This window comes from Phosphitispora fastidiosa (genome assembly GCF_019008365.1).
GTDB lineage: Bacteria > Bacillota > Thermincolia > Thermincolales > UBA2595 > Phosphitispora > Phosphitispora fastidiosa.
Genome location: NZ_JAHHUL010000001.1, coordinates 423641 through 446490 on the forward strand (window position 1 = coordinate 423641; position 22850 = coordinate 446490).

Below are 22850 nucleotides of genomic sequence, written 5' to 3' on the forward strand. Positions count from 1 at the left end.
ATTAGTCCATAGGACACCGACGCCTGCATCATTTAATTTATTTCATAACTTCAAGAGCTATAGCGCCAACAGGGTTTGGCTCCAGCTCCAGTACTCTGGCCTTAATTCCGCTTTGCAGAAAGGTATCTTTCATTACAGAAGCAATCAAATCAGTATTATGGTCACAGAAGGCAATCAAGGTTGGCCCTGCTCCGCTCAACGATATCCCCCGGGCCCCTGCCAGTTTAGCTGCTGCAAAAACCCGCTTCATGCCAGGCACCAGGTTTGCCCTGTAGGGCTGATGTATCCTATCATCCATTGCTGTAGCCAGAAGAGTGAAGTCCTGCTTCATCAAAGCAGTAACCAGAAGAGCTGTTCTGCCAATATTATAAACGGCATCAGAAAGAGATACTGACTGTGGCAGCACCTCCCGGGCAAGTTTGGTGGGCAGTACAAAATCCGGGATAGCCACAATACATTTGAGTTTAGCCGGTGGTTCAATTTTGGAGTACTTCACTTCCCCATCAGCCTGTGCTGAAACAACTATCCCCCCAACAAGAGCCGGAGCCACATTGTCCGGATGTCCCTCAATTTCTGTGGCCAGATTAATTAACGCCTTCTCCCCAAGGCGGTTTCCTGACAGGATATTTGCCGCTAACAGCCCCCCCACTATTGCGGAAGCGCTGCTGCCTAAACCCCTGGCAACAGGAATATTGTTTATTATTTTTATCCTTAGGCCTCGTGGTTCATAACCCGTATGCTTGAAAACCCTTAAGGCAGCGATATACACAATATTGCCGGGGTCACGGGGTATTTTTTCCGCACCGTCTCCCTCAACATCAATCTGCAGCCCGGCGCGGGTCTCTTCCATCTCCACAATGTTGAACAGTTTTAGGGCCATGCCCAAGGTATCAAAACCCGGACCCATATTAGCCGTAGTGGCCGGTATCTGAACTCGAATCATTTCCAATCCTCCGAAATCTGCCGCTTATTCGCCCTCAACTCTGATAACATTACATATCTCTTCAACTATAGACAATCCTCCGATAATTTTCAAGGCATCCTGAATATTTTTTTCCAGTACGTCATGGGTAACCCATACAATTTCAGCCAGACTTCCGATATTCCTCTTCTGAATCACCGAATCCAAGCTTACTTCCTGGTTACCAAATACACTGGCAATAGCCGCCAATACACCCGTTCTATCCAAGACCTTCATACGCACATAGAACTTGGCCTTGGTATCCCCGATATCTCTGATAATCTTATTATCATAACAGGTACAGGCAATACGTCCCCTGACATTCATGATTTTATTTCGGGCGGCATCTATAACATCTCCTACCACCGCAGATGCAGTGGGCAGTTCACCAGCCCCACGCCCATAAAACATAACATCTCCAACAGCATCACCCTGGATAAAAATGGCATTAAAAACATCATTTACCGATGCCAGGGGATGGCTCTGTGGAATAAACGTGGGATGAACCCTGACTTCGATTTCGCCATCAGTCTCTTTCCCTATTGCCAGGAGCTTGACAACATAGTTCAATTCCTTGGCATACATGATATCCCTTGCAGTAATTTTAGAAATACCTTCACAGTAAACATCCTTGAAGGAAACCCTGGTATTAAAAGCAATAGATGATAGAATGGCCAGTTTGCGGGCAGAGTCATATCCCTCAACATCAGAAGTAGGGTCAGCCTCAGCATAGCCCTTCTCCTGAGCTTCTGTCAATACATCTGCATAATTGCTGCCATCCTGGCTCATTTTGGTTAACATATAATTGGTCGTCCCATTAACTATTCCGTAAATAGCCTTGATTTGGTTGCCTGACAGGCCTTCCTTTAATGGGTGGATTATGGGAATTCCACCACCTACACTGGCCTCAAACAGTAAATCAACCTTGTTTTTTCCAGCAGCGCCGAAAAGTTCCTCACCATCCTGAGCCAGCAGGTCTTTATTTGCAGTAACAACACTCTTCCCAGCCTGCATTGCTCTCAGGATAAGTTCCCTGGATAGGGTAGTTCCCCCAATAACCTCAATTACAATATCAATATCCTTATCATTGATAATATCATCCGGATTTTTAGTCAGGACAGCTTTCGGGACACCGGCTTTTTGCGCTTTCTCAAAATCAATTTCCAGGACCTTCTTAATCTTTATATCAATACCGGCCCTTTTCCGGATAATATCCTGGTTGTTGTTTAAAACCTTCCATACTCCACCACCAACAGTGCCGCAGCCTAACAAAGCTGCCTGAATGCATTTCCCTCCCATTTTTAGCCCTCCTTTTAGTGTCAATGCTAACTCTGTCCGATTACTTCAACTTTTTTTACACCCTTAATGAGGCCAACCGCCTGTAAAAGAGTGGCTACAGGCACGGTCATCCCGGCTGTATCTATGGATACAGTCGCATTGGCAAGTCCCTGTAATGGGATACCCTGGTTAATTGTCAGGATATTACCCTGTTCTGCCGCTATTGTATTCAAAATGGTAGACAGGACTCCTGACTTGTGTTCCAGGAGAAGAGATACAGTAACAATCTTGTTATGTACCGCCCGATGAAAAGGAAATACGCCATCGCGATATTTATAAAAAGCGCTTTTTGACATTCCAACTTTCTGCACAGCTGTATTTACAGTCCCAGCTTCGCCACGGGCTATTATTTCTTTAACATCTGCAGTCTTTTTAATTGCCTCAGGCAAAATATCCACAGCAACGATATAATATTGCCTGGCCTCTTCTCTCACCATATGTCGCCACCGTCTCTCCCACGCGGAATATCATCCACCATGCACGGACTTTCTCTAAAGTATACCATCTGTATGAAAAAATATCAAGCCAATTTCCCGAAGAAAAATATAGAAAAACGGGCGGGATTTCCCGCCCTTCAGGATGTTGACAAAGTCAGTGATTTTAAGCTTAAAATGTTATAAGACAGGGGTAGATGAATTCCTCCGGCGGGCTACATCTCCGCCGGCAGCAGCTCCCGCTTCGCCGGTCGCTGGCCGGTCGGACGACAGACTCCGCCATCCGGAACACATCTACCCCTGTCCATATTAGAATTTAATGCTTAAAATATGAGGCTGACTTTCCTACTTTTCTGCCGGTGCGGTCCTTTCCCCGATGAAACCATACCTTTCATTCAACTTGCCGTACCAGGCAGCGGTCTGTACCTGGATGATAAATGCCAGGGTAACAATCAGTCCCGCCTTAACACCAAATGAAGCCAGGGCTACTCCCAGAGAGATAGACAGGTTCCGCATCACCGTACCATAGACCAATGCAATGGCATCTTCCCTGCCGAAAAAGGCCCTGCCGGCAACAGTACTGATAAGAAAATTGAATACATAAAACAGGAGCAGAACTATAAACCCTGTTATAATCAGATCAGGCTGGCTGATTATCATCCTGGCCTTCATGCTGATACTGGAAAATATGATCAGGAGCATGGCCCACTGGCTGAAACTGGGCAGAAGAGGCTTGAGCCTTGCCTGAAATTCCTTGGGTTCCATCCTTTTCATGAGGAACTTGAACGTTAAATTACCTAATATAAGCGGCAAAAAGACAATAACCGATATGGTGAAAAACAATTGAGTAATATTAATCGGGACCATTTTGCCTACCATGACAAGCAAGTACCAAGGGGCCAGCAGTGAACCTGTAATTAACCCTACAGCAGTCATTTTGATGGCTGCAGGAACATTCCCCTTAAATATCATAGTCCAGGATATAGTCATCCCACTGGTAGGCAGCAGAGATGCCAGAGCCAGTCCGGCGATCATTTCGGGTTGTTCAGGCAGCAACAGGATACCCAGCATATACGCCAGCAGCGGAATAATCACGAAGTTTATTGCCAGTGAAAACCCCAATACCCTGATATGTGTAAGATTATAGGCCTCCTGAACCTTGAAACCTATCATAGTGGGATAAATCATCAAGAAAGTTAAAGGCAGAATTACTGCTTTGAGAAAAGAGGTATCGGTATAGTACCCGGTAATAAACCCCGCAAGCAACGTAACCGGTATAGCTACAATTAGATTCTTTGAAGGAAAGTGAAAAATTTTGGTTAACATATTAATCCCCTTTCTGGCAATATCCTGCCCCGGAAAAGCCGGAATTAGTCTTATACCCCCCAGGGGTATTTTCCTAGATTATACTCTGCGTATCTCTCATCTGTCAAGGTAGAAAGGGTAAAAAACGAAAACAAAAAAAGCCCTTGTTAAAGGACTCTAAGATTCAACAGCGGTCAAGGGCATCCCTCAGGCCATTGCCCCAGAAGTAGAAGGCCATTATGGTAATACTGATAAATAAAGCGGGGAAAAACAACTGCCAGGGATAAAGACCTATCGTGCCAATCCCTTCACTGACAAGCACCCCCCAGCTGGCTTTGGGAATACTTACTCCCAGTCCGAGAAAACTCAGAAATGCCTCTGCAAAGATTGCTTCAGGTATGCCAAATATCATAGTTACCATCACAGGCCCAGCAGTGTTGGGGATAATATGCCGGAAAAGCACCTGCCCGGTGCCGGCTCCGATAGATTTCGCCGCCAGTACATACTCCCTCTCTTTTAGGCTGAGCACCTGGGCTCTAACAATTCTCGCCATGTTCATCCAACCGGTAATACCCAGGGCCGCAAAGACGGTTATCAAGCCCGGTTCGATTACAACCATCAATAGGATTACATACAGAATAAAAGGAACGGCAGAAAAAATATCCACAATCCGCATCATGATATCATCTGTTCTGCCTCCGGCATAACCGGAATACCCGCCATATGCAATTCCTAACAGACCGCTGACGATACAAGCCAAAATACCTACTGCCAGTGAAATTCTTGCTCCATAGCAGACCCGTGTGAACAAGTCCCTCCCAAGGCTGTCTGTGCCAAACCAATGGTCCCCGCCAGGCCCCAGGTTAGCGTTCTCCAGGTCTTGGCCCGCATAAGAATAGCCGCTGACAGCCGGCCCAGCCAAAGCCATAATTACCAGCAGTCCTATTACCATCATCCCCAGCACCGCCGGTTTATTTCTTTTTAAAACAGTCCAGGCGGCATAGTTCATCCCTTCAACCTCCCAGACCCGCTCAGGCTTATCCTGGGGTCTACCAGCACAAACACAATATCAATAATAAAGTTTATGGCCAGGAGAACTGCACTATAAAATAAAGTAACCCCCATGATTACGGTATAGTCCCTGTTTGTAATACTAGTAACAAAATATTCCCCCAACCCAGGTATAGCAAAAACCTTTTCAATCACAAAACTCCCGGTCAATACACTGGCAGTCATTGGCCCCAGGTAAGCAATAACCGGTATCAGGGCATTTCTAATCCCATGTCGATAAACAACAGCCTTTTTGGATAGTCCTTTGGCCAGAGCAGTCCTGATATAGTCCTGGCGGAGAACCTCCAGCATGCTGGAACGCATCAGGGCAGCAATAAATGCTGTCGGACCGGCGGCCAGCGCCAGTGTAGGGAGTACCAGGTGTTCGGCGGTACCCCACATGGCAGGTGGAAACCAACCCAGCTTGAGTGAAAACACATAAATAAGAAGCGGGGCCATCACGAACCCCGGAATGGAATAATTAAGCGCTGCCAAGCCTACTGCCAGGAAATCCTGCCATTTGTTGTGGTTTAATGCAGCAAAAATTCCCAGGGAACATCCAGCAGTAACCGCAATACAGACAGCTGCTATGCCCAGGGTGGCCGAAACGGGAAAACCTTCCCGGATAAGTTCATTTACAGTCCTGTCCGGATATTTAAAAGAAGGGCCAAGATCCCCGCGGAACAGCCCTCCCAAATAGTCCGCATACTGCTTCCAAAGCGGCTGATCCAAGTGGTATCTGGCATTAAGATTGTTGATTACCTCAGGGGGAAGCTGCTTTTCAGAGGCAAAGGGGCCGCCAGGAACAGCGTGCATCAGAAAAAACACCAGTGTTGCAATTGTCAACAGACCCAGCAGGCTGTTTACCAACCTGCGCATAATATATCCAGCCAAGGTCTCCACCCTATTCTACATATGCATTCCTAAAATCGGCATAAGTCCCAAAAGGCGGAACAATAATGCCTTGAATATTTTCCCGGATAAGATTATCATTGACATAAAAATATAGCGGCATGACCGGCATTTCATTCATAAGAACAGCTTCCGCCTCATGCATTGCCTTCATTCTGAGAAAGTTATCGCCAGTTCCGTTAGCCTGTGCAATAAGGCTGTCATAGCGGTAATTTGACCATCCTGTAATATTGTTACCCCCGCCGGACAAAAACACATCCATAAAGGTCATCGGGTCGAGGTAATCCGGCCCCCATCCTGACCTGGAAATATCATAATTCATGGCTGCCTGGTCTGCCATATAGACCTGCCACTCCTTGGGAGCAAGCTTAATCTCTATGCCCAGGTTCTGACGCCACATTTCCTGGATGGCCTCAGCTGTCTTACGGTGTCTTTCATTATTGTTAAACTGCAGGGTAAGCGGTGGAAACCCCCTGCCTTGTGGGTAACCGGCCTCTTCCAATAACCTCCGGGCCGCTGCCACATCTTCGGTAAAATACCGGTTCCCTCCTTTTTCTCTGAAGTCAACTGCAGCCGGTTCATCAGTGAAACCAAAAGGCACCCAGGCATAAGCAGGTTTCTCTCCTGCCTGAGTCACATGTTGGACTATAGCTGCCCTGTCAATGGACATCGCCAGGGCCTTTCTGACCTTGGGGTTGTCCAGGGGTTTCCGCTGGGTATTAAACCAAAATATTTCTGCTGAAAGGTCAGGGAAAATACGGAAATCAGAATCGTGCTTTTTCAACGCAATCTCCTGGGCCGGTGTCCGTTCCACAAAATCGAGTCTGCCGGTTTTGTACATGGCATATGCGGTATTGTCGTCTTCCAATAGATAAATCTCCAGTTTATCCAATTTTACGTCTCCGGCAGCCCAGTAGTTGGGGTTTTTAACCAGGGTGATTTTTTGCTTATGTTCCCATGTTTCTAATAAGAACGGCCCATTTCCCACATAGTTTTTCGGCGATGCATACCAGTCAGGATATTTCTCCACTACCTTTGGGTTTACCGGCATCAGAGTCTGAAAAGCAGTCAGACCAAGAAACTGCCTGGCCGGAGCCTTAAGGGTGACCTCAAGGGTATGGGCATCTTTGGCCTTTACAGCGACATCTTCGGCCGTTCCTCTGCCGCTGTTGTATTCCTCAGCCCCTTTGATGTAATAAAGCTGGTAAGCATAGTCAGAAGCAGTATCAGGGTTTAAAACCCGCAGCCAGCTAAATCTGAAGTCTTCTGCAGTTACCGGGTCACCGTTTGACCATTTGGCATCCCGCAGCCTAAATGTATAAACAAGGCCGTCATCAGAAATTTGCCACTCAGCAGCAATTCCCGGCTGTGGTCTGTTGGCATCATCATACCTGACCAGACCTTCAAAAAGCGCATTGGCAACAGTGCCTTCGACCATACCGGTCATTTTAGCCGGGTCGAGAGACTCAGGCTCAGCGCCCAGATTGTACCTGACAACCTGGCTGGCTTTCTGCGGAACGGCAGTTTGTTTCTGAGCCACACCACAACCGGTTACCATTATTAAAAAAAGAATCAAGCCTAAAGCCGCGCCCTTTTTATTTATCACTGAATCCCGCGCCCCCTTAAAAATAAATGCTTAAATTGCCTATCACTTCGACATATATCGCTAAATTCCTCCTAATTATTCCAGTGTGACCGGAATTCAGTTAATTAATAAACCCGTCCTAACCGGCATTGACATCACAATATGTCAAAACACGTTTAAAACGGGTTATATATGCTTTAGCCTGCAATCGGCATCAGATTAAATTATTATACAGATTAGGCCTCCACTGCCGTCATTGACAATCCTCTGCAGGGTTTCCTGGAGTTTGGCCTGGGCATTTTCCGGCATCCGGTGCAGTTTGTTTTGGATGCCTTCCCTGACCAGGTCATGGAGTGATTTGCCGAAAATGTTTGACTCCCAGATTTTTTGCGGGTTTTCCTCAAATTCATTGAGCATGTACCGAACCAATTCCTCACACTGTTTTTCGGTACCTATTATAGGAGTCAGTTCAGTGGTAATGTCAGCCCTGATAATATGAAGGGACGGGGCGCTTGCCTTAAGCCTGACACCAAACCTGCTGCCCTGACGAATCAGTTCCGGTTCTTCCAGGTTCATTTCATCGAGACGCGGGGTTACCACACCATATCCACTTTCCTTTACTTCATTAAGGGCTGAAGCGACCTTGTCAAACTCCTTCTTCGCAAAGCTGAGGTCTCTCATCAGGCGCAGCAGGGTATGTTCACCTTCAATTTCAAAACCGGAGACCTCCTGGAGAATCTGGTAAAACATGCCCTCCTCAGCATCCATGTCGATAGTGGCAATACCTGTGCCCATATTCATTTCACTAAGGTTTACCATCCCAACAAAATCAAAAGTCCCCAGCTGGTCAACCGCATTATCAATATCCCTCAACCGGCGGACTTCCCTTACGGTATTACGTACAGCGTCCTCAAACTTTTCACGAAGCCAGTGCTTCTCTTCCAACTCCTCGATCCACTTGGGGAGGGTAATATTAACTTCATTTACCGGGAATTCGTAAAGGATTTCTTCAAGAATTTCCAGGATATCCTCCGGCATCATTTCGGCCACATCCATACTCAGGACAGGAACATTGTACTTTTCCCGCAGCGACTCCGCAAGTTCCTGGGTTTCGGGAGCTTTGGGCTTGATAGAATTCAAGACGACAATGAAGGGTTTGTCAAGTTCCTTAAGTTCTTCCACTACCCTTTCTTCGGCAGGAATGTAATTAGCTCTGGGAATCTCGGTGATACTCCCATCGGTGGTAACTACCAACCCGATTGTTGAATGGTCGGCAATAACCTTCCGGGTTCCCATTTCCGCTGCCTCCTGAAAGGGTATCTCCTCATCAAACCAGGGGGTTCGAACCATTCTCGGGCCATCATTTTCCTCATAGCCCAAGGCTCCTTCCACGGAATAACCAACACAGTCGACAACCCGCATTTTCACCTTCAAGCTGGCGCTCACAGGAATCTCCACAGCTTCCTGGGGTATAAACTTGGGTTCGGTCGTCATTATCGTCCGTCCGGCGCCGCTTTGCGGCAGTTCATCCCTGGCCCTCTCCCTGTCATGCACATTCTTAATATTATTGATAACCAACAGGTCCATAAAACGCTTAATAAAAGTTGACTTACCAGTCCTCACCGGGCCGACGACACCCAAATAGATGTCTCCCCCGGTTCTCTCAGCTATGTCCCGAAAGATGTCCAGTTTTTCCAACTACACACACTCCTTTCTTGCAAATTCTATTTGAAGTGTTAAGGTTTTTCCCCTGGCCATCCCTCCTCTGCAGACACTTTAATAAGATATCAAATAAAATTCTAATTTGGTAATAGCAGGTCCCTGAATTTTTTACCATTGGCATACATTAACAATATATATATATGAGACTAACCCCCCTTTATGACGGTAAAAAAAAAGAATTTAAAATTAAATAACTTGATAGATATCGTCTATATTGCTATACTAAGAATGTTGCGTTTAATAAGGAGTGTGATTTTTTAATGAGTCATGAAACAGAAGTTATAAATATAAGGAACATTGCCATTATCGCCCACGTAGACCACGGAAAAACAACCTTGGTTGACTGTATGCTCAGACAGAGCGGAATATTCAGGGATAATGAGACAGTTGCGGAGCGAATCATGGATTCCAATGACCTGGAACGGGAACGCGGTATCACAATTTTGGCCAAAAACACAGCGGTCATGTACAATGAAATTAAGATAAACATTGTTGATACACCGGGACATGCCGATTTCGGAGGAGAGGTTGAACGCGCCCTCAGCATGGTGGATGGCGTACTGCTGCTGGTAGATGCCTTTGAAGGCCCCATGCCGCAAACCAAGTTTGTGCTGCGCAAGGCCCTGGAAGCAAGTCTGAAACCCGTCGTTGTGGTTAATAAGGCAGACAGGCCTGATGCCAGGCCTGATGAGGTTATTGACGAGGTTTTTGAGCTTTTTCTCGAACTTGGGGCCACCGATGAACAGCTGGACTTTCCCGTTATTTACGCCTCTGCAAGAGACGGCTGGGCCAAAGAAGAACTTGAAGACAGCAGTACTAATATGAAACCACTGTTCGAAACAATTATTTCCAGCGTGGATGCTCCTTCCTGTGATGCAGCGGGGACCTTTCAAATGCTGGTGGCAAACCTGGAATATGATAATTACCTTGGCAAGTATGCTGTCGGCAGAATAAACCGGGGCACCGTTTCCCAGTCAGACACAATTGCGGTAATCAGACATGACGGAACTGTAGCACGGGGCAAAATTGCGAGGCTTTTCACTTACTCAGGGCTGAAAAAAACTGAGATCAACACTGCTGAAGCAGGTGACATCATTGCTGTGGTCGGCTTTGAGGATGTCAACATCGGGGAGACGCTGGCAGATATCAACAATCCCCAGCAGCTTCCGGTAATCACTGTCGATGAACCCACCCTTTCCATGCATTTCATGGTCAACAACAGTCCCTTTGCCGGAAGAGAAGGCGAGTTCGTCACCTCCCGCAAATTAAGGGAACGACTCTACCGGGAACTGGACGCCAATGTCAGCCTGAGGGTGGAGGATACTGACAGCGCCGATGCCCTGAAGGTTTCGGGACGTGGTGAGCTTCACCTGTCCATCCTGATTGAAAACATGAGGCGTGAGGGTTACGAAATGCAGGTTTCCAAACCGGAGGTTATCTATAAAACCATAGACGGTACACTGATGGAACCAATGGAATACCTGATGATAGATGTCCCTGAGAATGCCATGGGAACGGTTATTGAAAATCTGGGCAAACGCAAAGGTGAAATGATTAATATGACCCCGATAAGCACCAGTGAGACAAGAATCGAGTTTAACATTCCCGCCAGGGGACTAATCGGGTTCAGATCCGAGTTTCTCACCGAAACCAGAGGCCGGGGGATTATGAGCCATAACTTTAACGGCTACGAGCCATACAAAGGGGAGATCAAGGCCAGATACAACGGAGCCCTGATAGCATGGGAAACCGGAGAGGCAGTAACCTATGGGATGCTGCAGGTTGAAGACCGGGGCATACTTTTTATAAAGCCCGGAACAAAGGTATATGAAGGTATGATTGTAGGCATGAACAACCGTGACAAAGACCTTGAGATTAATGTCTGCAAGCGCAAACACCTGACCAACATGAGGGCCAGCGGTTCCGACGAGACACTGAAACTGAAGGAACCAAGGCTGCTGTCCCTTGAAGAATCCATTGAATTTATTAATGATGATGAACTTGTAGAGATAACGCCAACAAATGTGCGGATGAGGAAAAAGGTCCTGAATAAGGATGAACGGGCCAAGTACAATAAGCAGTTAAGTGTAATGAAGGCCCAGTAGAAAAAAATAAGCCGGCGATGCCAATTTTGGGCATCGCCGGCTTAACCATAGATATGTAAATTATCCGTTTTATCGGGAATGAGGCCTTACGCGTTGTTTGCATAGCGTATGGCTTTATTTATAATTTCCTTCAGACGGCCGGGGTCATTAGCCTCAGCATAAATGCGCACGATAGGCTCCGTACCGGAAGCCCGGAACATTACCCAGCCATCCGACAAATATAGTTTGCATCCATCCGATAAATTGTTTGACAAAAACTCCAGCCCATCCAACATCCTCGGCGGGTTCCCGGCAAGTGTCTTCATGAGATGATCCTTTTTTTCCATTTCCAGGTGGATATCTTCCCGTTCATAACAGAACCGGCCTAGTTCCCCCATCATCTCATCAATTAACTGGCCCAGCGTTTTGCCATAAGCGGCCACCATCTCAATTAAAAAATATCCCAGCATAATGCCATCCCGTTCAGGGATATAGCCCTTCAGACCAATGCCGCCTGACTCCTCACCACCAAGCAAAATATCCTCATTTAGCATCAGTGTAGTGATATACTTAAACCCAACCGGCGTTTCATAAAGCTTCAGGCCATACTTCCCGGCGACTTGCTTCACCAGTTCCGATACTGTTACCGTCAGCGCAATCCCACCGGTCCAGCCACGCTTTTCAACAAAATATTTTATCAGGAGGGCCATAATCTGGTGAGGGTTGATAAAACGACCGTCGGCGTCCATAGCGCCTATGCGGTCACCGTCACCATCTGTGGCCAGGCCGATGTATGCCTGATGTTCCCCCATGGCCTGCCTTAGTGCAGCAAGGTTTTTCTCGATGGGCTCCGGGTTTGTGCCGCCAAAAGAAGGATTATACTCACTGTGCAGTTCAAGCATATCCAGTCCGTATTCCTTTGCCAGTTCACTCGGGTATCCCATCGCCGCGCCGTGCATGACATCAAATATAACTTTTCCCTTTAAACCAGTCAGAGTCTTTTTATCCAGCATCGCCTTGACGTGCTCAAGATATGCAGCGCGCGGCGAAAAATACTCTACCTCCGGCGACATGGCCGGCTTGGGAAACGTACGTCCGCTCTCTTCCAGCGGCCTGACAAATTTCTCGATTTCGACCATGATTTCCGGCGAAGCAGACCCGCCATAAGCGGCTTTAAACTTGAGCCCATTATATTCGCCCGGATTGTGGCTTGCCGTAATCATGACACCACCGGCAGCGGCGTAATCTCTTACGTGCCAGCTAAGCGCCGGGGTTGTCAGAATACTATCGGCCAGCCAAACCTTAATTCCTTTACCGGCCAGCACTGCCGCACAGTCAGCCGCATACTTCGCCGACAAAAACCGGGCATCATAACCAACCACAATGCCTTTTCCTGCTTCGCGGTTACTGTTAACATAGTTTGCAATGCCTTCAGAGACCAGTCGGACATTATTAAAGGTGAAATCTTCACTGATAATTCCGCGCCAACCGTCAGTACCAAATTCTATCACTGCAATCCCCCCTCTTCTATGTGCTTACCCGGCCATACATATCTTCAAATCGTACGATATCGTCCTCACCCAGATAACTGCCGTTTTGCACCTCAATAATCTCAAGCCGAAGCCTGCCCGGATTTTCCAGACGGTGTTTGGTCGTTTGCGGCACAAACACGCTTTCGTTCTCATGGACCATCTGTTGGGTTTCACCGATAGTCACCTTTGCTGTACCACTGATAACGATCCAATGCTCACTCCTGTGATAATGCATCTGCAGGCTAAGTACCTGCCCCGGATTAACAACGATCTTCTTCATTTTATAGCCCTGCCCGGAACCTAGCACCGTATAGTGCCCCCAAGGGCGATATATGGTTGTATGTTCATCCGCTTCCACCCGGCCCTGTGCCGTGAGTTCACTCACTAAGTCTTTTACCTTCTGCGACTCGCCCTTTTTGGCGACTAAGATAACATCGTCGGTCTCAACTACCAAGAGGTCTTCCAGTCCAATACCGGCGATAAGACGGCTGTGTCCCAAAATCAAAGTATCTGAACAGTCAATGGGAATACAGTCACCCTGAATAGCATTGCCATTCTCATCCTTGTCCAACACGTTAAAGATGGCATCCCACGAGCCGATGTCACTCCATTCTGTCGTAAGCGGCGACATCACCACCTGTTTCGATTTCTCAACTATGGCATAGTCAATGGAGATGTTAGGCATTTCAGCAAAATTCTCCGTCATAGTGTCCAGGCCCGTGTCAGAGAGCGCGTAAATATCCGGCTGATGTTCCCGTAACTCATCCATAAAACAGCCAATTGTAAACACAAACATCCCGGAATTCCAATAGTAACTCCCAGCGGTGAGATAAGCCTCGGCCGTTGCCTGGTTCGGCTTCTCATGGAACGACTCGACGGCAAAACCGCCGCCCAATGGCTGGCCGACCTGAATATAGCCATAGCCGGTTTCCGGACTATCCGGCTTTACACCAAGCGTCACAAGTTTGTTCATCTTAGCCATGTTTAATGCCTGGCGCAGATTGGCAGTAAATGTTTCCGCTGATCGAATAATATGGTCGGCGGGAGTCACAACCACCACCTCATCCAACCCGCAGCCCAGTCGATCCACACAATACCTGGCCGCTAAGGCAATGGCCGGTGCGGTATTCCGCGCCACAGGCTCCAGCAAAACATGCGCCTCTTGGGCCTGAGATGCGATCAGTTCAGTTTTTACATAATGAACATATTCCTGATTGGTCACAATAACTATATCTGATGGCTTAACCAGTTCCGCAAACCGCCCTATTGTCTGGGCCAGCAACGATCTTTCGCCATTCAATTTCAGAAACTGCTTAGGAAACCTGGTGCGCGAAAGAGGGAACAGGCGGCTTCCTCCCCCGCCTGCCAGAATGATAATTTTCATAAAAGAATCACTTTCCTTTCATATTGCGCCAAAGCCAGGCCGGAAATGCAGTAGCCGACTATGCTTTCAGCCCCTTGGTTGCGGTTAAGGCCGTCGGGAGTGATGCCATCACAACATCCCCCGGTCTCAGCGTCAATCAGGGATTCACGACAAGAATTCTCGCCCAAATACCAGGCAAAACTCCGCTGCGCCAGCTCCAGCATCGCGCTGTTTCCAGTGGCCTGATGTGCTGCCAGGTGAGCCAAAGCAGCCGCACATGCCTCAATAGGCTGCTCGTCATACCTGGCCAACTCACCATGCCGCACAAGCCATCCTTTACAACCCACCGGACGGAAACATCCGTCATAAAAAGTAACCTGGTCAATAAACTCCAGACTTTCCCGCGCCACATCAATCAATTTATCCTGTCCAAGGCGGCTGTAAGCCGCGAACAAAGACCACGGCAGCACTGCATTGCCGTAAGTAAGACTGTTCTCAAACCAGCGCCAATCCTTCTCCCCGGCGAAGTGTGCAAACCGGTTAACAAGTGAATCGGCCAGGCCGGACATGAGGCAATCAACTTCAGCCCCTTCGATAAGACTCAGGCCAATCAGAGCATACGCCTGGCCATGCGACCATTCCAGAGTGGGAATCCTGGGCAGGGCTCGCTTAACTGCAGCATTACAGGCCTCTTTTACTCCACAAGGCATAGCTGACGAGCTCAGTGTATATCCCAAGGCCCACAAGCAGCGACCAAAACAATCCTCTGAGCCTTCTTTTTCCTTGAATATTCGACTGTAAGTCATAAAATTTCGGAATCCGCCGCTTTCATTCTGAGCATACAGGACAAAAGACAGATAGCGGTAAACCAGCGCAAGGTACTCAGGTTTTTGGAGGCTCTCATAAAGCATCACAGCCATTATCAGGGCCCGGGCGTTGTCGTCGGTGGTATAACCCTCCAGCAAGTCCGGGAGGCTGTAGCGCGCATGTTGGAACATGCCTGTGTCATCTGTCATTCGGAAGATATGGGCATCATTAAAGGTTTCTGCAAATTGATTCACTTATTCTACCCACTTTCCCGTCAATAGGATACTTCAATGATTTCGGCAGGGATACTCCCTTTTGTTGGGGTGCATCTATGAGGTTTATGAACAGCCTGGTATAGCGACCGGCTACTTTGGCCCACGTCATCTGCTGTCCGACTGCCAAGATCTTTTTTTCCATTTCTTTTTTTTGCCAAGGATTGTCGAGTACACCTCTGATGCACGACGCCAAAGATCCGGCATCCCTGAATTCACCAAGCATACCCCGGCCACCGCCCAGCAATTCCTGGGCATAACGATATGGAGTCGATACGACGACCCGCCCGCATCCCACAGCATACGCCAATGTCCCGCTGACCGCCTGCTCTTTTGACAGATAAGGCGTCATATACATGTCAGACAAATGGAGATATGTTATTACTTCATCTTTCGTCAGGTACTTGTCGATAAACCGGATATTATCCCTCACCCCCAGGCGTTCCGCCAAGGCGATCAGGCTATCCCGGTAACTTTCGCCATCCAGTTGTTTAACACAGGGATGGGTTTTGCCGAGGATGAGGTAAACCAGATTTTTGTATTCCGGCACAACTTTAGCCACAGCTTCAATTCCATACTCCAGCCCTTTAGCAGGGCTTAAGAGGCCAAAACTGCTGATGACCTGCTTGTTATCCAAGCCATGACTGACTTTTAGTTCTTCCCGCGGTTTAACTGATATGCTTGGAACCCCGTGGGGAATAACCATTACTTTACCTGGCTCAATACCATACGTCTCTATTAATAGCGGGACTGCACTTTCAGCCATCGTCACCACCATTGAGGCCAGTCGTCCAAGCTCCCCTAAAACCAGTTTTTGTTTTTGGGATGGATTCATAAGTACAGTATGTGTCGTGATTATAAAAGGTACCGTTAAATTCTTGGCTAAATCGATAATGTATTCGCCACAGTCTCCGCCAAATATTCCATATTCATGCTCAATAACCAGCAAGTCGGTATGCATGTTTGCCCATCTGGCTGTTTGGTAGTAGCTGTCACGGTTGTGCTGGCTAAGTTTGGCCACCACCCGCAAGTCCTCGTATTCCTCAGTATTGGTAACCGCAATAACCGTCGGTCGGAATAACGACCCTTTGTCGATTTCATTCACCAGATCTTCCGTAAATGTAGCCAACCCACATACCCGAGGAGGATATGTGCTTAAAAACGTAACATTCCTTATCTGGCTCATTTTTTTCACCTTCATCGGCTCACTCCATTTCATCATTTCAGTATCATCATTTCAGTATCATCATTTTCGTCATTGTTTCCGTCAGTATTTTAATTTGCTCCGATTGTCTCCTCGCAGCAAATTCAGATCTTTTCAGTAATTCACCTCATTCTTTGGCTCCGGACACTTGCGCAGGTATTCCAGTAAATCGCCTATGGAAGCTGTAGCCAAAGCAATGCACGTATCCGCTCCTCCGTAGTACATTTTTAGCAGTCCGGTCGTATCATCCAGCACCCAGCCACCCGGAAAAACCACATCGGCCACATCTCCCTGCCGTTCATACGGCGTCACCGGGCCAAACACCCATTCATCACTCCGCCGCAAGACCTTAAGAGGATCTTCCAGATCAAGCAATGCCAACCCAAGCCGGTAAATCGCTCCGGCAGCTGTATGGCGCACCCCGTGGTATATCATAAGCCAGCCTTCAGCAGTCTCTAAGGGAGGGGCGCAAAGGCCGATTTTGCCGCCATCCCACCAGCCGCCTCGACGGGCGTACATAAGGACTCTGCCGTTGCTCCAATGGACCAGGTCGTCGGAGTATGACAGCCAGATGTGTGCGCCTGGTACGTAGTTAGTAACAATCGGACGATGGATGAGCGCCCATTTCCCGTTAATCCGGCGCGGAAAAAGCGCGGCATCTTTATCTTCCGGCGGCATAACCGGTCCAATCCGGTTAAAATTTACGAAATCGTCCGTTAACGCCATAGCTACGAGCGGTCCGCCGCGAGAATAAGCAGTATAGGTAATAGCCCACTTGTCCAGTTCTCCAAGCCAAGAAATCCGAGGGTCTTCAATCCCCCATCGTTCTTCAGGGTGATTATCCAAATCAGGCTCCAGGGTCGGTACGGCGTCAATCTGCCAGTTGCCAACCCCATCTTCACTGATGGCCTTGGTAAGGTGGGAAAATCCCCGTCTATCCTCTACCCGGGCAAGGAGCAGGACCTTTCCATGAAAAATAGTCACCCCTGGATTGAACACGGTATGTGCCGGGTACGGCCAATCATTGGCCGTCAAAATCGGATTGTTCGGATTCCGCAGAAAGAGTTCTTTAAAGCCACTGCCATTGCTTTTCAGTTTAGTCTCAAATTTATTATGATTAATTTAAATAACCTCCTAAATATACAATACACTTCTGTAGGCCAAGGAATAAACGGCGCCGCAATCCCAGCGTATATTTAATACGCTAAATTTACAGCGCCGTTTATTTCTTTAAGCACAATTCAATAAAGCAAGTATTCTGCGTTTTGTGTCCTTAGCCCGTGGATTATTAGAAAATGTACTTAATAAATCAGATATAGACTTTAATGTTTTTTGCAGGTCGGCATTCATAACCTTTTCCGCTATACCATTCCAAATCTCAGCATATTGTTGGGCTTTTTCGATATTTTCGGTTTTAACAAACACTGTTACCAATCCCTTGTAAGCCTCAATTAACTCCTCTTCCCCACACTGCTGATCATGACCGATCTTTATCGCTTTTTTATAAAAGTTAATTGCTTCGCTAAAAACACCCAAGTCACTGGAAATTCTGCCCAAACCAGCGTATGAACTATAAGCATTGCTTCTGGTGGCGGGTGTCTTCTCCTCAATGGTACTAGCTTCAAGTTCGGCCTTAACTTTCGTCAGAATATTAATCATGACATTCACCTTGTTCATCAGACCCTTGTCAAATTTAAAATTAAGCAAATAGTTCAGAACATCTATAGCATCTGTAACGGAATTGGTATTCAGGTAACAAATTACCATTTTTTCAATTATCTCAATGGTATTCTCTGTGATATCTCCAGAATCCACAATAAACTCCCGAATACCACTGATAGCTTTTAAGGCTTCACGATAATCGCCGGCATCCAGGTAAGAATTCATATTTGCCCCTTTAATCAGTTGTGCTTCCTGGCAGGAAACAGTTCCTCTTATTTTAGCAAACTCCGGTCTCTTTCTGGGGTGATATAATTTTACGACACTGTTGATTTCTTTATTTTTAAATTGACTCCTGATATCATCATGACAACCCACCACTTTTGTCCCGGCAAAGTCTGTGCAATCAAAGTCTTTGTAAAGCTCTATTTCTATAATGCTGTCCTGGCCAACCCCGTAAGATATCGCATTGTTTACTATCTTAACAATTGAGGCAGTATCATATCCTTCAATTGAAACATTCTGATCCTTAACCCCACCCCATAGAGCCTTGCCGGTTTTGCTGCTAAAGCTAACACAATTGTGAACACAATCGTCTGCCAAACTGCCTACAATCTTAAAGGTTTCATAGGCCGTCTCTTTTTCGTCATTAACCGTATATTGATATCTAAGTGTTACAATACTATTCAATCTGACAGAGTTTCGCCAACTGCTTCTCTGTTCTGCTTTTAAATGCATTTTGTGTTCCTCCTTTACCATCTATCGTGTATTGATTTCACAATAATCACTATACAGTTCTAACCATTTGCACCAGTCGTAATCCGGCTGTTCTTTTAAAGTGCTGACAATTCCGTCAAATGTTGCTTTATCTAATTTCAGATAAGTATCGCCTGGCCGTGGTCTGAAATCTATTCCCGCTTCCTTAAGAGTCAGCCCTTCTTTTAAACCCAATATCTTTTTGTGCGGAACAACAAATGGCCAGCGAGGATATTCCCGCTCTTGGTCAGGCCATCGTTTTGCACCTGTCTCAATTGTCCCTGTAATCTCAGTTACAGTCACAATCCTTTTAATTGGATGGGTAAGGTAAACCAAACACAACATGCCTGGTGCCATACTTTTTGCTATGTTATATCTGTTTTTGGGAAACGCAATCCTCTCCGGCGCCTCCCGGGTCCAATTCGCATATAAAATCTTCAGTCCATAAGAACTCCCGACCTGAAGTTCCTCACTTAACTCAGTTATTTGTTTGAGAGTAAATAACATTTGTCCTTTTGAGGTTAGCACAGGATTAACCTTGCCTTCCTGAACCCACCTTCTAACAGTTAACTCGGATTTCCCCAATTCGTTTGCGGCCACATCCAGAGTAAGATATATTTCTTTGTTCTCAGATAAAATCTCAAGTTTCTGCTCAATTATTTTAAGTCTTCCTTTAATCTCCTCAATTTCTTTATTAGTATCCACCAAATAATCCCTCCATATGCTTATGATTATATATTATTTGTAATCTTTAGTCAAGGTGATATAAATATTTTCATCATTAATCCGAAAGCACTATAAAATAAAATAAGCTGCAAGGTATCACCTCACAGCTCAGCGAAACTGGCCTTTACCATTCGGGGTAAGCGGTCTCAACAACCTCTTCCATTTCGTGCTTTTTACCTCGCATCATCAGCTTGGATACAGATTCCGCCGTGTTCCCGCCCTCATAGAGTATATTATAGGCCTGTTCGGTTATAGGCATGCTTACCCCGGCATTTTTGCCCAGCCGGTAAGCCGCTCCCGTTGTGCGGTAACCTTCAACGACCATCCTTACAGTCTTCAGGGCTTCTGCAACTGTTTGGCCTTTGCCCACTTCTATGCCGAATCTCCGGTTGCGGCTGTGCATACTGGTACAGGTGACAATGAGGTCCCCCACCCCGGCAAGACCTGCAAAAGTAAGGGGATTAGCACCCATGGCAACACCCAGCCGGGATATTTCGGCAAGACCCCGGGTCATCAGCGCTGCTTTGGTATTATCACCAAAACCCAGCCCGTCTGAAATACCTGTACAAATTGCGATTACATTCTTCAAAGCCCCTCCGATTTCTATTCCCACAAGGTCCGGATTGGTATATACCCTGAACCTCGGTGACATGAACAGTTCCTGTGCCCTTTCACAGCTTTTCCTGTTAGTTCCTGCAGCAGATACGGTGGTGGGGATTTCCCGGCTCACCTCTTCAGCATGGCTGGGGCCTGACAGGGCAACATACTTGTCATATAAATCCCTGCCTGCTTCTTCATAAAACACCTCAGAGAGCCGCTTTAGAGATGCCTCCTCAATTCCTTTGGCGGTATTTACAATCAGTTCTTCCCCGGTAAGTAGCGGGAGAATATTTTGCACTACCTCACGAAAGGCCTGTGAAGGGACACTCATGATAATAACGGTGGCTTCCCTCAGGGCTTCTGCAACAGAATGATAAACAGATACAGAGTCCGGGATGATAACTCCCGGAAGATAGGATTCGTTTGTCCTTTTACTATTCATTTCCTCCACGACCGGGTTTTCCACTGACCACATTTTCACCTGCAGGTCTTTTCTTGCCAGAAGTACGGCTATAGCCGTACCCCAGCTTCCGGCCCCGATGACGGTTACTCTCTCCATTTTTTACCTCCCGTTAACGCCGCGAAAAACACTTTCACCTGTTTTTCCGGCTGATCTTAGTCTCCTCTCCCTTAAGCAGCCTTTTTATATTGCTCCTGTGTCTCAGGATAACAAAAACTGCAGCAACAGCGCCAAATATCTTCATTGCAGCAGATTCATGAAACAGGAACACGGATAGGAACATAGCCCCACTGGCAGTTATCGAAGCCAGGGATACATATCTGGTCAGAAATACCACGGCCAGCCAGGTGGCCAGCGCCGTGAGAGCAACCTCAGGAACAAGCATCAGCAGTACCCCAAAACCGGAAGCTACCAATTTACCCCCCCGAAATTTAAGAAAAACAGAAAAACTGTGACCGATCAGGGCGGCCAATCCACAAATAATACCAAAAACTTCGCCACCGGTATATAATCCCAGCCATGCGGCCAGGGAGCCTTTACTGATGTCGCCCGCCAGAACAACAGCTGCAGGGGGCCAGCCCAAGGTGCGGAGGACATTGGTAAACCCGATATTACCGCTGCCGTGTTCAAGAATGTTGATGCCTTTCCAGTATTTGCTCACCAGGTAGCCAAAAGGTATCGACCCCAGCAGGTAACCGGCAAATACCGCCACATATCCGCTCATTGACTCCCCTCCAGACTCTTTTAATCTTCCTTACGCTGGCGGACAACCATTCTGATAGGAGTCCCTTCAAAACCAAAACTGCTCCGCAGCTGATTTTCCAGGTATCTCAGATAAGAAAAGTGCATCAGCTCAGTGTCATTGACAAAAATAATAAATGTGGGTGGTTTAACCGAAGCCTGAGTCCCATATAGTATTTTCAGCCTCTTGCCTTTATCTGATGGAGGCGGATTAAGCAAAATAGCTTCCTGAATCAATTCATTGAGGTTACTTGTGGAAATCCTCATCGCGTGCTGTTCAGCAACATAGTTCACCAGTTCCAGAATTCTCGGAACCCGTTTCCTGGTCAGGGCTGAAACGAAGATAACCGGCGCATACTGCATAAAACCCAGCTGCTCCCTAATGTCTTCGGTATACTTGAGGACGGTCTTATCGTCCTTTTCCACCAGGTCCCATTTGTTGACAACAATTACTATGGCTCTTCCTCCGTCATGAGCATAACCTGCTATTTTCTTGTCCTGCTCAATTACACCCTCAACGGCATCAATGACCATCAGAACCACATCAGACCTGTCAACAGCCCTTAATGACCTGATGACACTGTAACGTTCCGTAGGTACATTAATCTTACCCCTTTTTCTCATTCCGGCAGTATCAATCAGGAGATACTTTTGGTCGCCCTGCTCAAAGTATGTATCAATAGCATCTCTGGTAGTCCCGGCAACATCGCTGACAATCACCCGTTCTACTCCCAGAATTGAATTCACGATTGAAGATTTCCCCACATTGGGCCGCCCAATTACCGCAATTTTCACCGTATCCTCATCAATATCCTCATCCCCTGACGAATCAGGCAGGAGCTCGATTACCCGGTCCAGCAGGTCACCGATATTCTTGCCATGGGCAGCCGATATCATTACCGGTTCACCTAAGCCCAGCCTATAGAAATCATATATATCATAACCTGCTGAAAAATCCTCAACCTTATTAGATACCAGAATAACAGGCTTGTTGGCTTTCCGCAGTACCCGGGCTACTTCTTCATCAACCGGCACCAGTCCTTCCCTGGCATCAACAATAAATAAAATTACATCAGCTTCATCTATAGCCAGTTTGGCCTGAAGGTGCACTCCCTGTGAAATGGTGTCAGTAACATCCCGGAATTCGACACCTCCGGTATCTACAAGAGTAAATTCCGTGTTCAGCCATTCGGCATCCCGGTAAAGCCTGTCACGGGTCACCCCCGGCTTGTCTTCAACAATTGCCACCATGCCTCCCGAGCTGGCTATTCTGTTAAAAATCGTGGATTTGCCCACATTAGGCCTGCCCACTATTGCTACGATTGGTTTTGCCACAACA

Annotated in this window: 19 protein-coding genes; 1 reads left to right on the forward strand and 18 read right to left on the reverse strand. The window is 47.1% G+C overall.

Going from position 1 to position 22850, the window contains the following annotated elements; translation table 11 throughout:
* Positions 1-37: 37 nt before the first annotated feature.
* From thrB to spoIVA, 8 genes are all read right to left on the reverse strand, one after another.
* Positions 38-943 (reverse strand): homoserine kinase, encoded by a 906-nt coding sequence (gene thrB, locus Ga0451573_RS02115; RefSeq protein ID WP_231682211.1) that lies wholly within the window; start codon positions 941-943, stop codon positions 38-40.
* Between the two features lie 24 nt (positions 944-967).
* Positions 968-2260, reverse strand: coding sequence for a homoserine dehydrogenase (locus Ga0451573_RS02120; protein WP_231682212.1), 1293 nt, complete (start codon positions 2258-2260; stop codon positions 968-970).
* Positions 2261-2286: 26 nt separating this feature from the next.
* A complete protein-coding gene (locus Ga0451573_RS02125) occupies positions 2287-2736 on the reverse strand; it encodes an ACT domain-containing protein (RefSeq protein WP_231682213.1) in 450 nt (149 codons plus the stop codon).
* Between the two features lie 342 nt (positions 2737-3078).
* Positions 3079-4059 (reverse strand): arsenic resistance protein, encoded by a 981-nt coding sequence (locus tag Ga0451573_RS02130; protein ID WP_231682214.1) that lies wholly within the window; start codon positions 4057-4059, stop codon positions 3079-3081.
* A gap of 163 nt (positions 4060-4222) precedes the next feature.
* Complete coding sequence (locus Ga0451573_RS02135) at positions 4223-5047, reverse strand: ABC transporter permease (RefSeq protein ID WP_231682215.1); 825 nt, start codon at positions 5045-5047, stop codon at positions 4223-4225.
* Positions 5044-5967: an ABC transporter permease gene (locus Ga0451573_RS02140; protein ID WP_269438033.1), complete on the reverse strand. Its 924-nt coding sequence runs from the start codon at positions 5965-5967 to the stop codon at positions 5044-5046. Before Ga0451573_RS02140 ends, Ga0451573_RS02135 begins: the two co-directional genes overlap by 4 nt.
* Before the next feature lie 25 nt (positions 5968-5992).
* Positions 5993-7606, reverse strand: coding sequence for a peptide ABC transporter substrate-binding protein (locus Ga0451573_RS02145; protein WP_231682217.1), 1614 nt, complete (start codon positions 7604-7606; stop codon positions 5993-5995).
* A gap of 198 nt (positions 7607-7804) precedes the next feature.
* On the reverse strand, positions 7805-9283 hold the full coding sequence (spoIVA, locus tag Ga0451573_RS02150) for a stage IV sporulation protein A (protein WP_231682218.1): 1479 nt from the start codon (positions 9281-9283) through the stop codon (positions 7805-7807).
* Positions 9284-9567: 284 nt separating this feature from the next.
* On the opposite strand from spoIVA, the gene typA reads away from it, so the two are divergent.
* Positions 9568-11412, forward strand: coding sequence for a translational GTPase TypA (typA, locus tag Ga0451573_RS02155; protein WP_231682219.1), 1845 nt, complete (start codon positions 9568-9570; stop codon positions 11410-11412).
* 86 nt (positions 11413-11498) lie between these two features.
* Here typA and Ga0451573_RS02160 read toward each other — a convergent pair whose 3' ends face one another.
* The 10 genes from Ga0451573_RS02160 to der form a co-directional block, all read right to left on the reverse strand.
* Positions 11499-12902 carry a phosphoglucomutase/phosphomannomutase family protein gene (locus Ga0451573_RS02160; protein WP_231682220.1) on the reverse strand — a complete coding sequence of 468 codons (1404 nt, stop codon included), beginning with the start codon at positions 12900-12902 and terminating at the stop codon, positions 11499-11501.
* A 16-nt stretch (positions 12903-12918) separates the two neighbouring features.
* The gene (locus Ga0451573_RS02165; protein WP_231682221.1) at positions 12919-14307 is read right to left on the reverse strand and encodes a mannose-1-phosphate guanylyltransferase/mannose-6-phosphate isomerase; all 1389 of its coding nucleotides are present in this window, start codon (positions 14305-14307) and stop codon (positions 12919-12921) included.
* Positions 14304-15347 (reverse strand): glycosyltransferase, encoded by a 1044-nt coding sequence (locus tag Ga0451573_RS02170; protein WP_331459369.1) that lies wholly within the window; start codon positions 15345-15347, stop codon positions 14304-14306. The genes Ga0451573_RS02165 and Ga0451573_RS02170 overlap by 4 nt, the downstream gene beginning before the upstream one ends.
* Positions 15322-16566: a glycosyltransferase family 4 protein gene (locus Ga0451573_RS02175; protein WP_231682222.1), complete on the reverse strand. Its 1245-nt coding sequence runs from the start codon at positions 16564-16566 to the stop codon at positions 15322-15324. Before Ga0451573_RS02175 ends, Ga0451573_RS02170 begins: the two co-directional genes overlap by 26 nt.
* 117 nt (positions 16567-16683) lie before the next feature.
* A complete protein-coding gene (locus Ga0451573_RS02180; protein ID WP_492207349.1) occupies positions 16684-17568 on the reverse strand; it encodes a glycoside hydrolase family 130 protein in 885 nt (294 codons plus the stop codon).
* A gap of 231 nt (positions 17569-17799) precedes the next feature.
* On the reverse strand, positions 17800-18966 hold the full coding sequence (locus tag Ga0451573_RS02185) for a GreA/GreB family elongation factor (protein ID WP_231682223.1): 1167 nt from the start codon (positions 18964-18966) through the stop codon (positions 17800-17802).
* A gap of 21 nt (positions 18967-18987) precedes the next feature.
* Positions 18988-19689: a MerR family transcriptional regulator gene (locus Ga0451573_RS02190; RefSeq protein WP_231682224.1), complete on the reverse strand. Its 702-nt coding sequence runs from the start codon at positions 19687-19689 to the stop codon at positions 18988-18990.
* 145 nt (positions 19690-19834) lie between these two features.
* The gene (locus tag Ga0451573_RS02195; protein WP_231682225.1) at positions 19835-20869 is read right to left on the reverse strand and encodes an NAD(P)H-dependent glycerol-3-phosphate dehydrogenase; all 1035 of its coding nucleotides are present in this window, start codon (positions 20867-20869) and stop codon (positions 19835-19837) included.
* Positions 20870-20903: 34 nt separating this feature from the next.
* A complete protein-coding gene (gene plsY, locus Ga0451573_RS02200; protein WP_231682226.1) occupies positions 20904-21494 on the reverse strand; it encodes a glycerol-3-phosphate 1-O-acyltransferase PlsY in 591 nt (196 codons plus the stop codon).
* Between the two features lie 20 nt (positions 21495-21514).
* Entirely contained in the window at positions 21515-22846 is a 1332-nt protein-coding gene (gene der / locus Ga0451573_RS02205) for a ribosome biogenesis GTPase Der (protein WP_231682227.1), read from the reverse strand.
* Positions 22847-22850 lie beyond the last annotated feature (4 nt).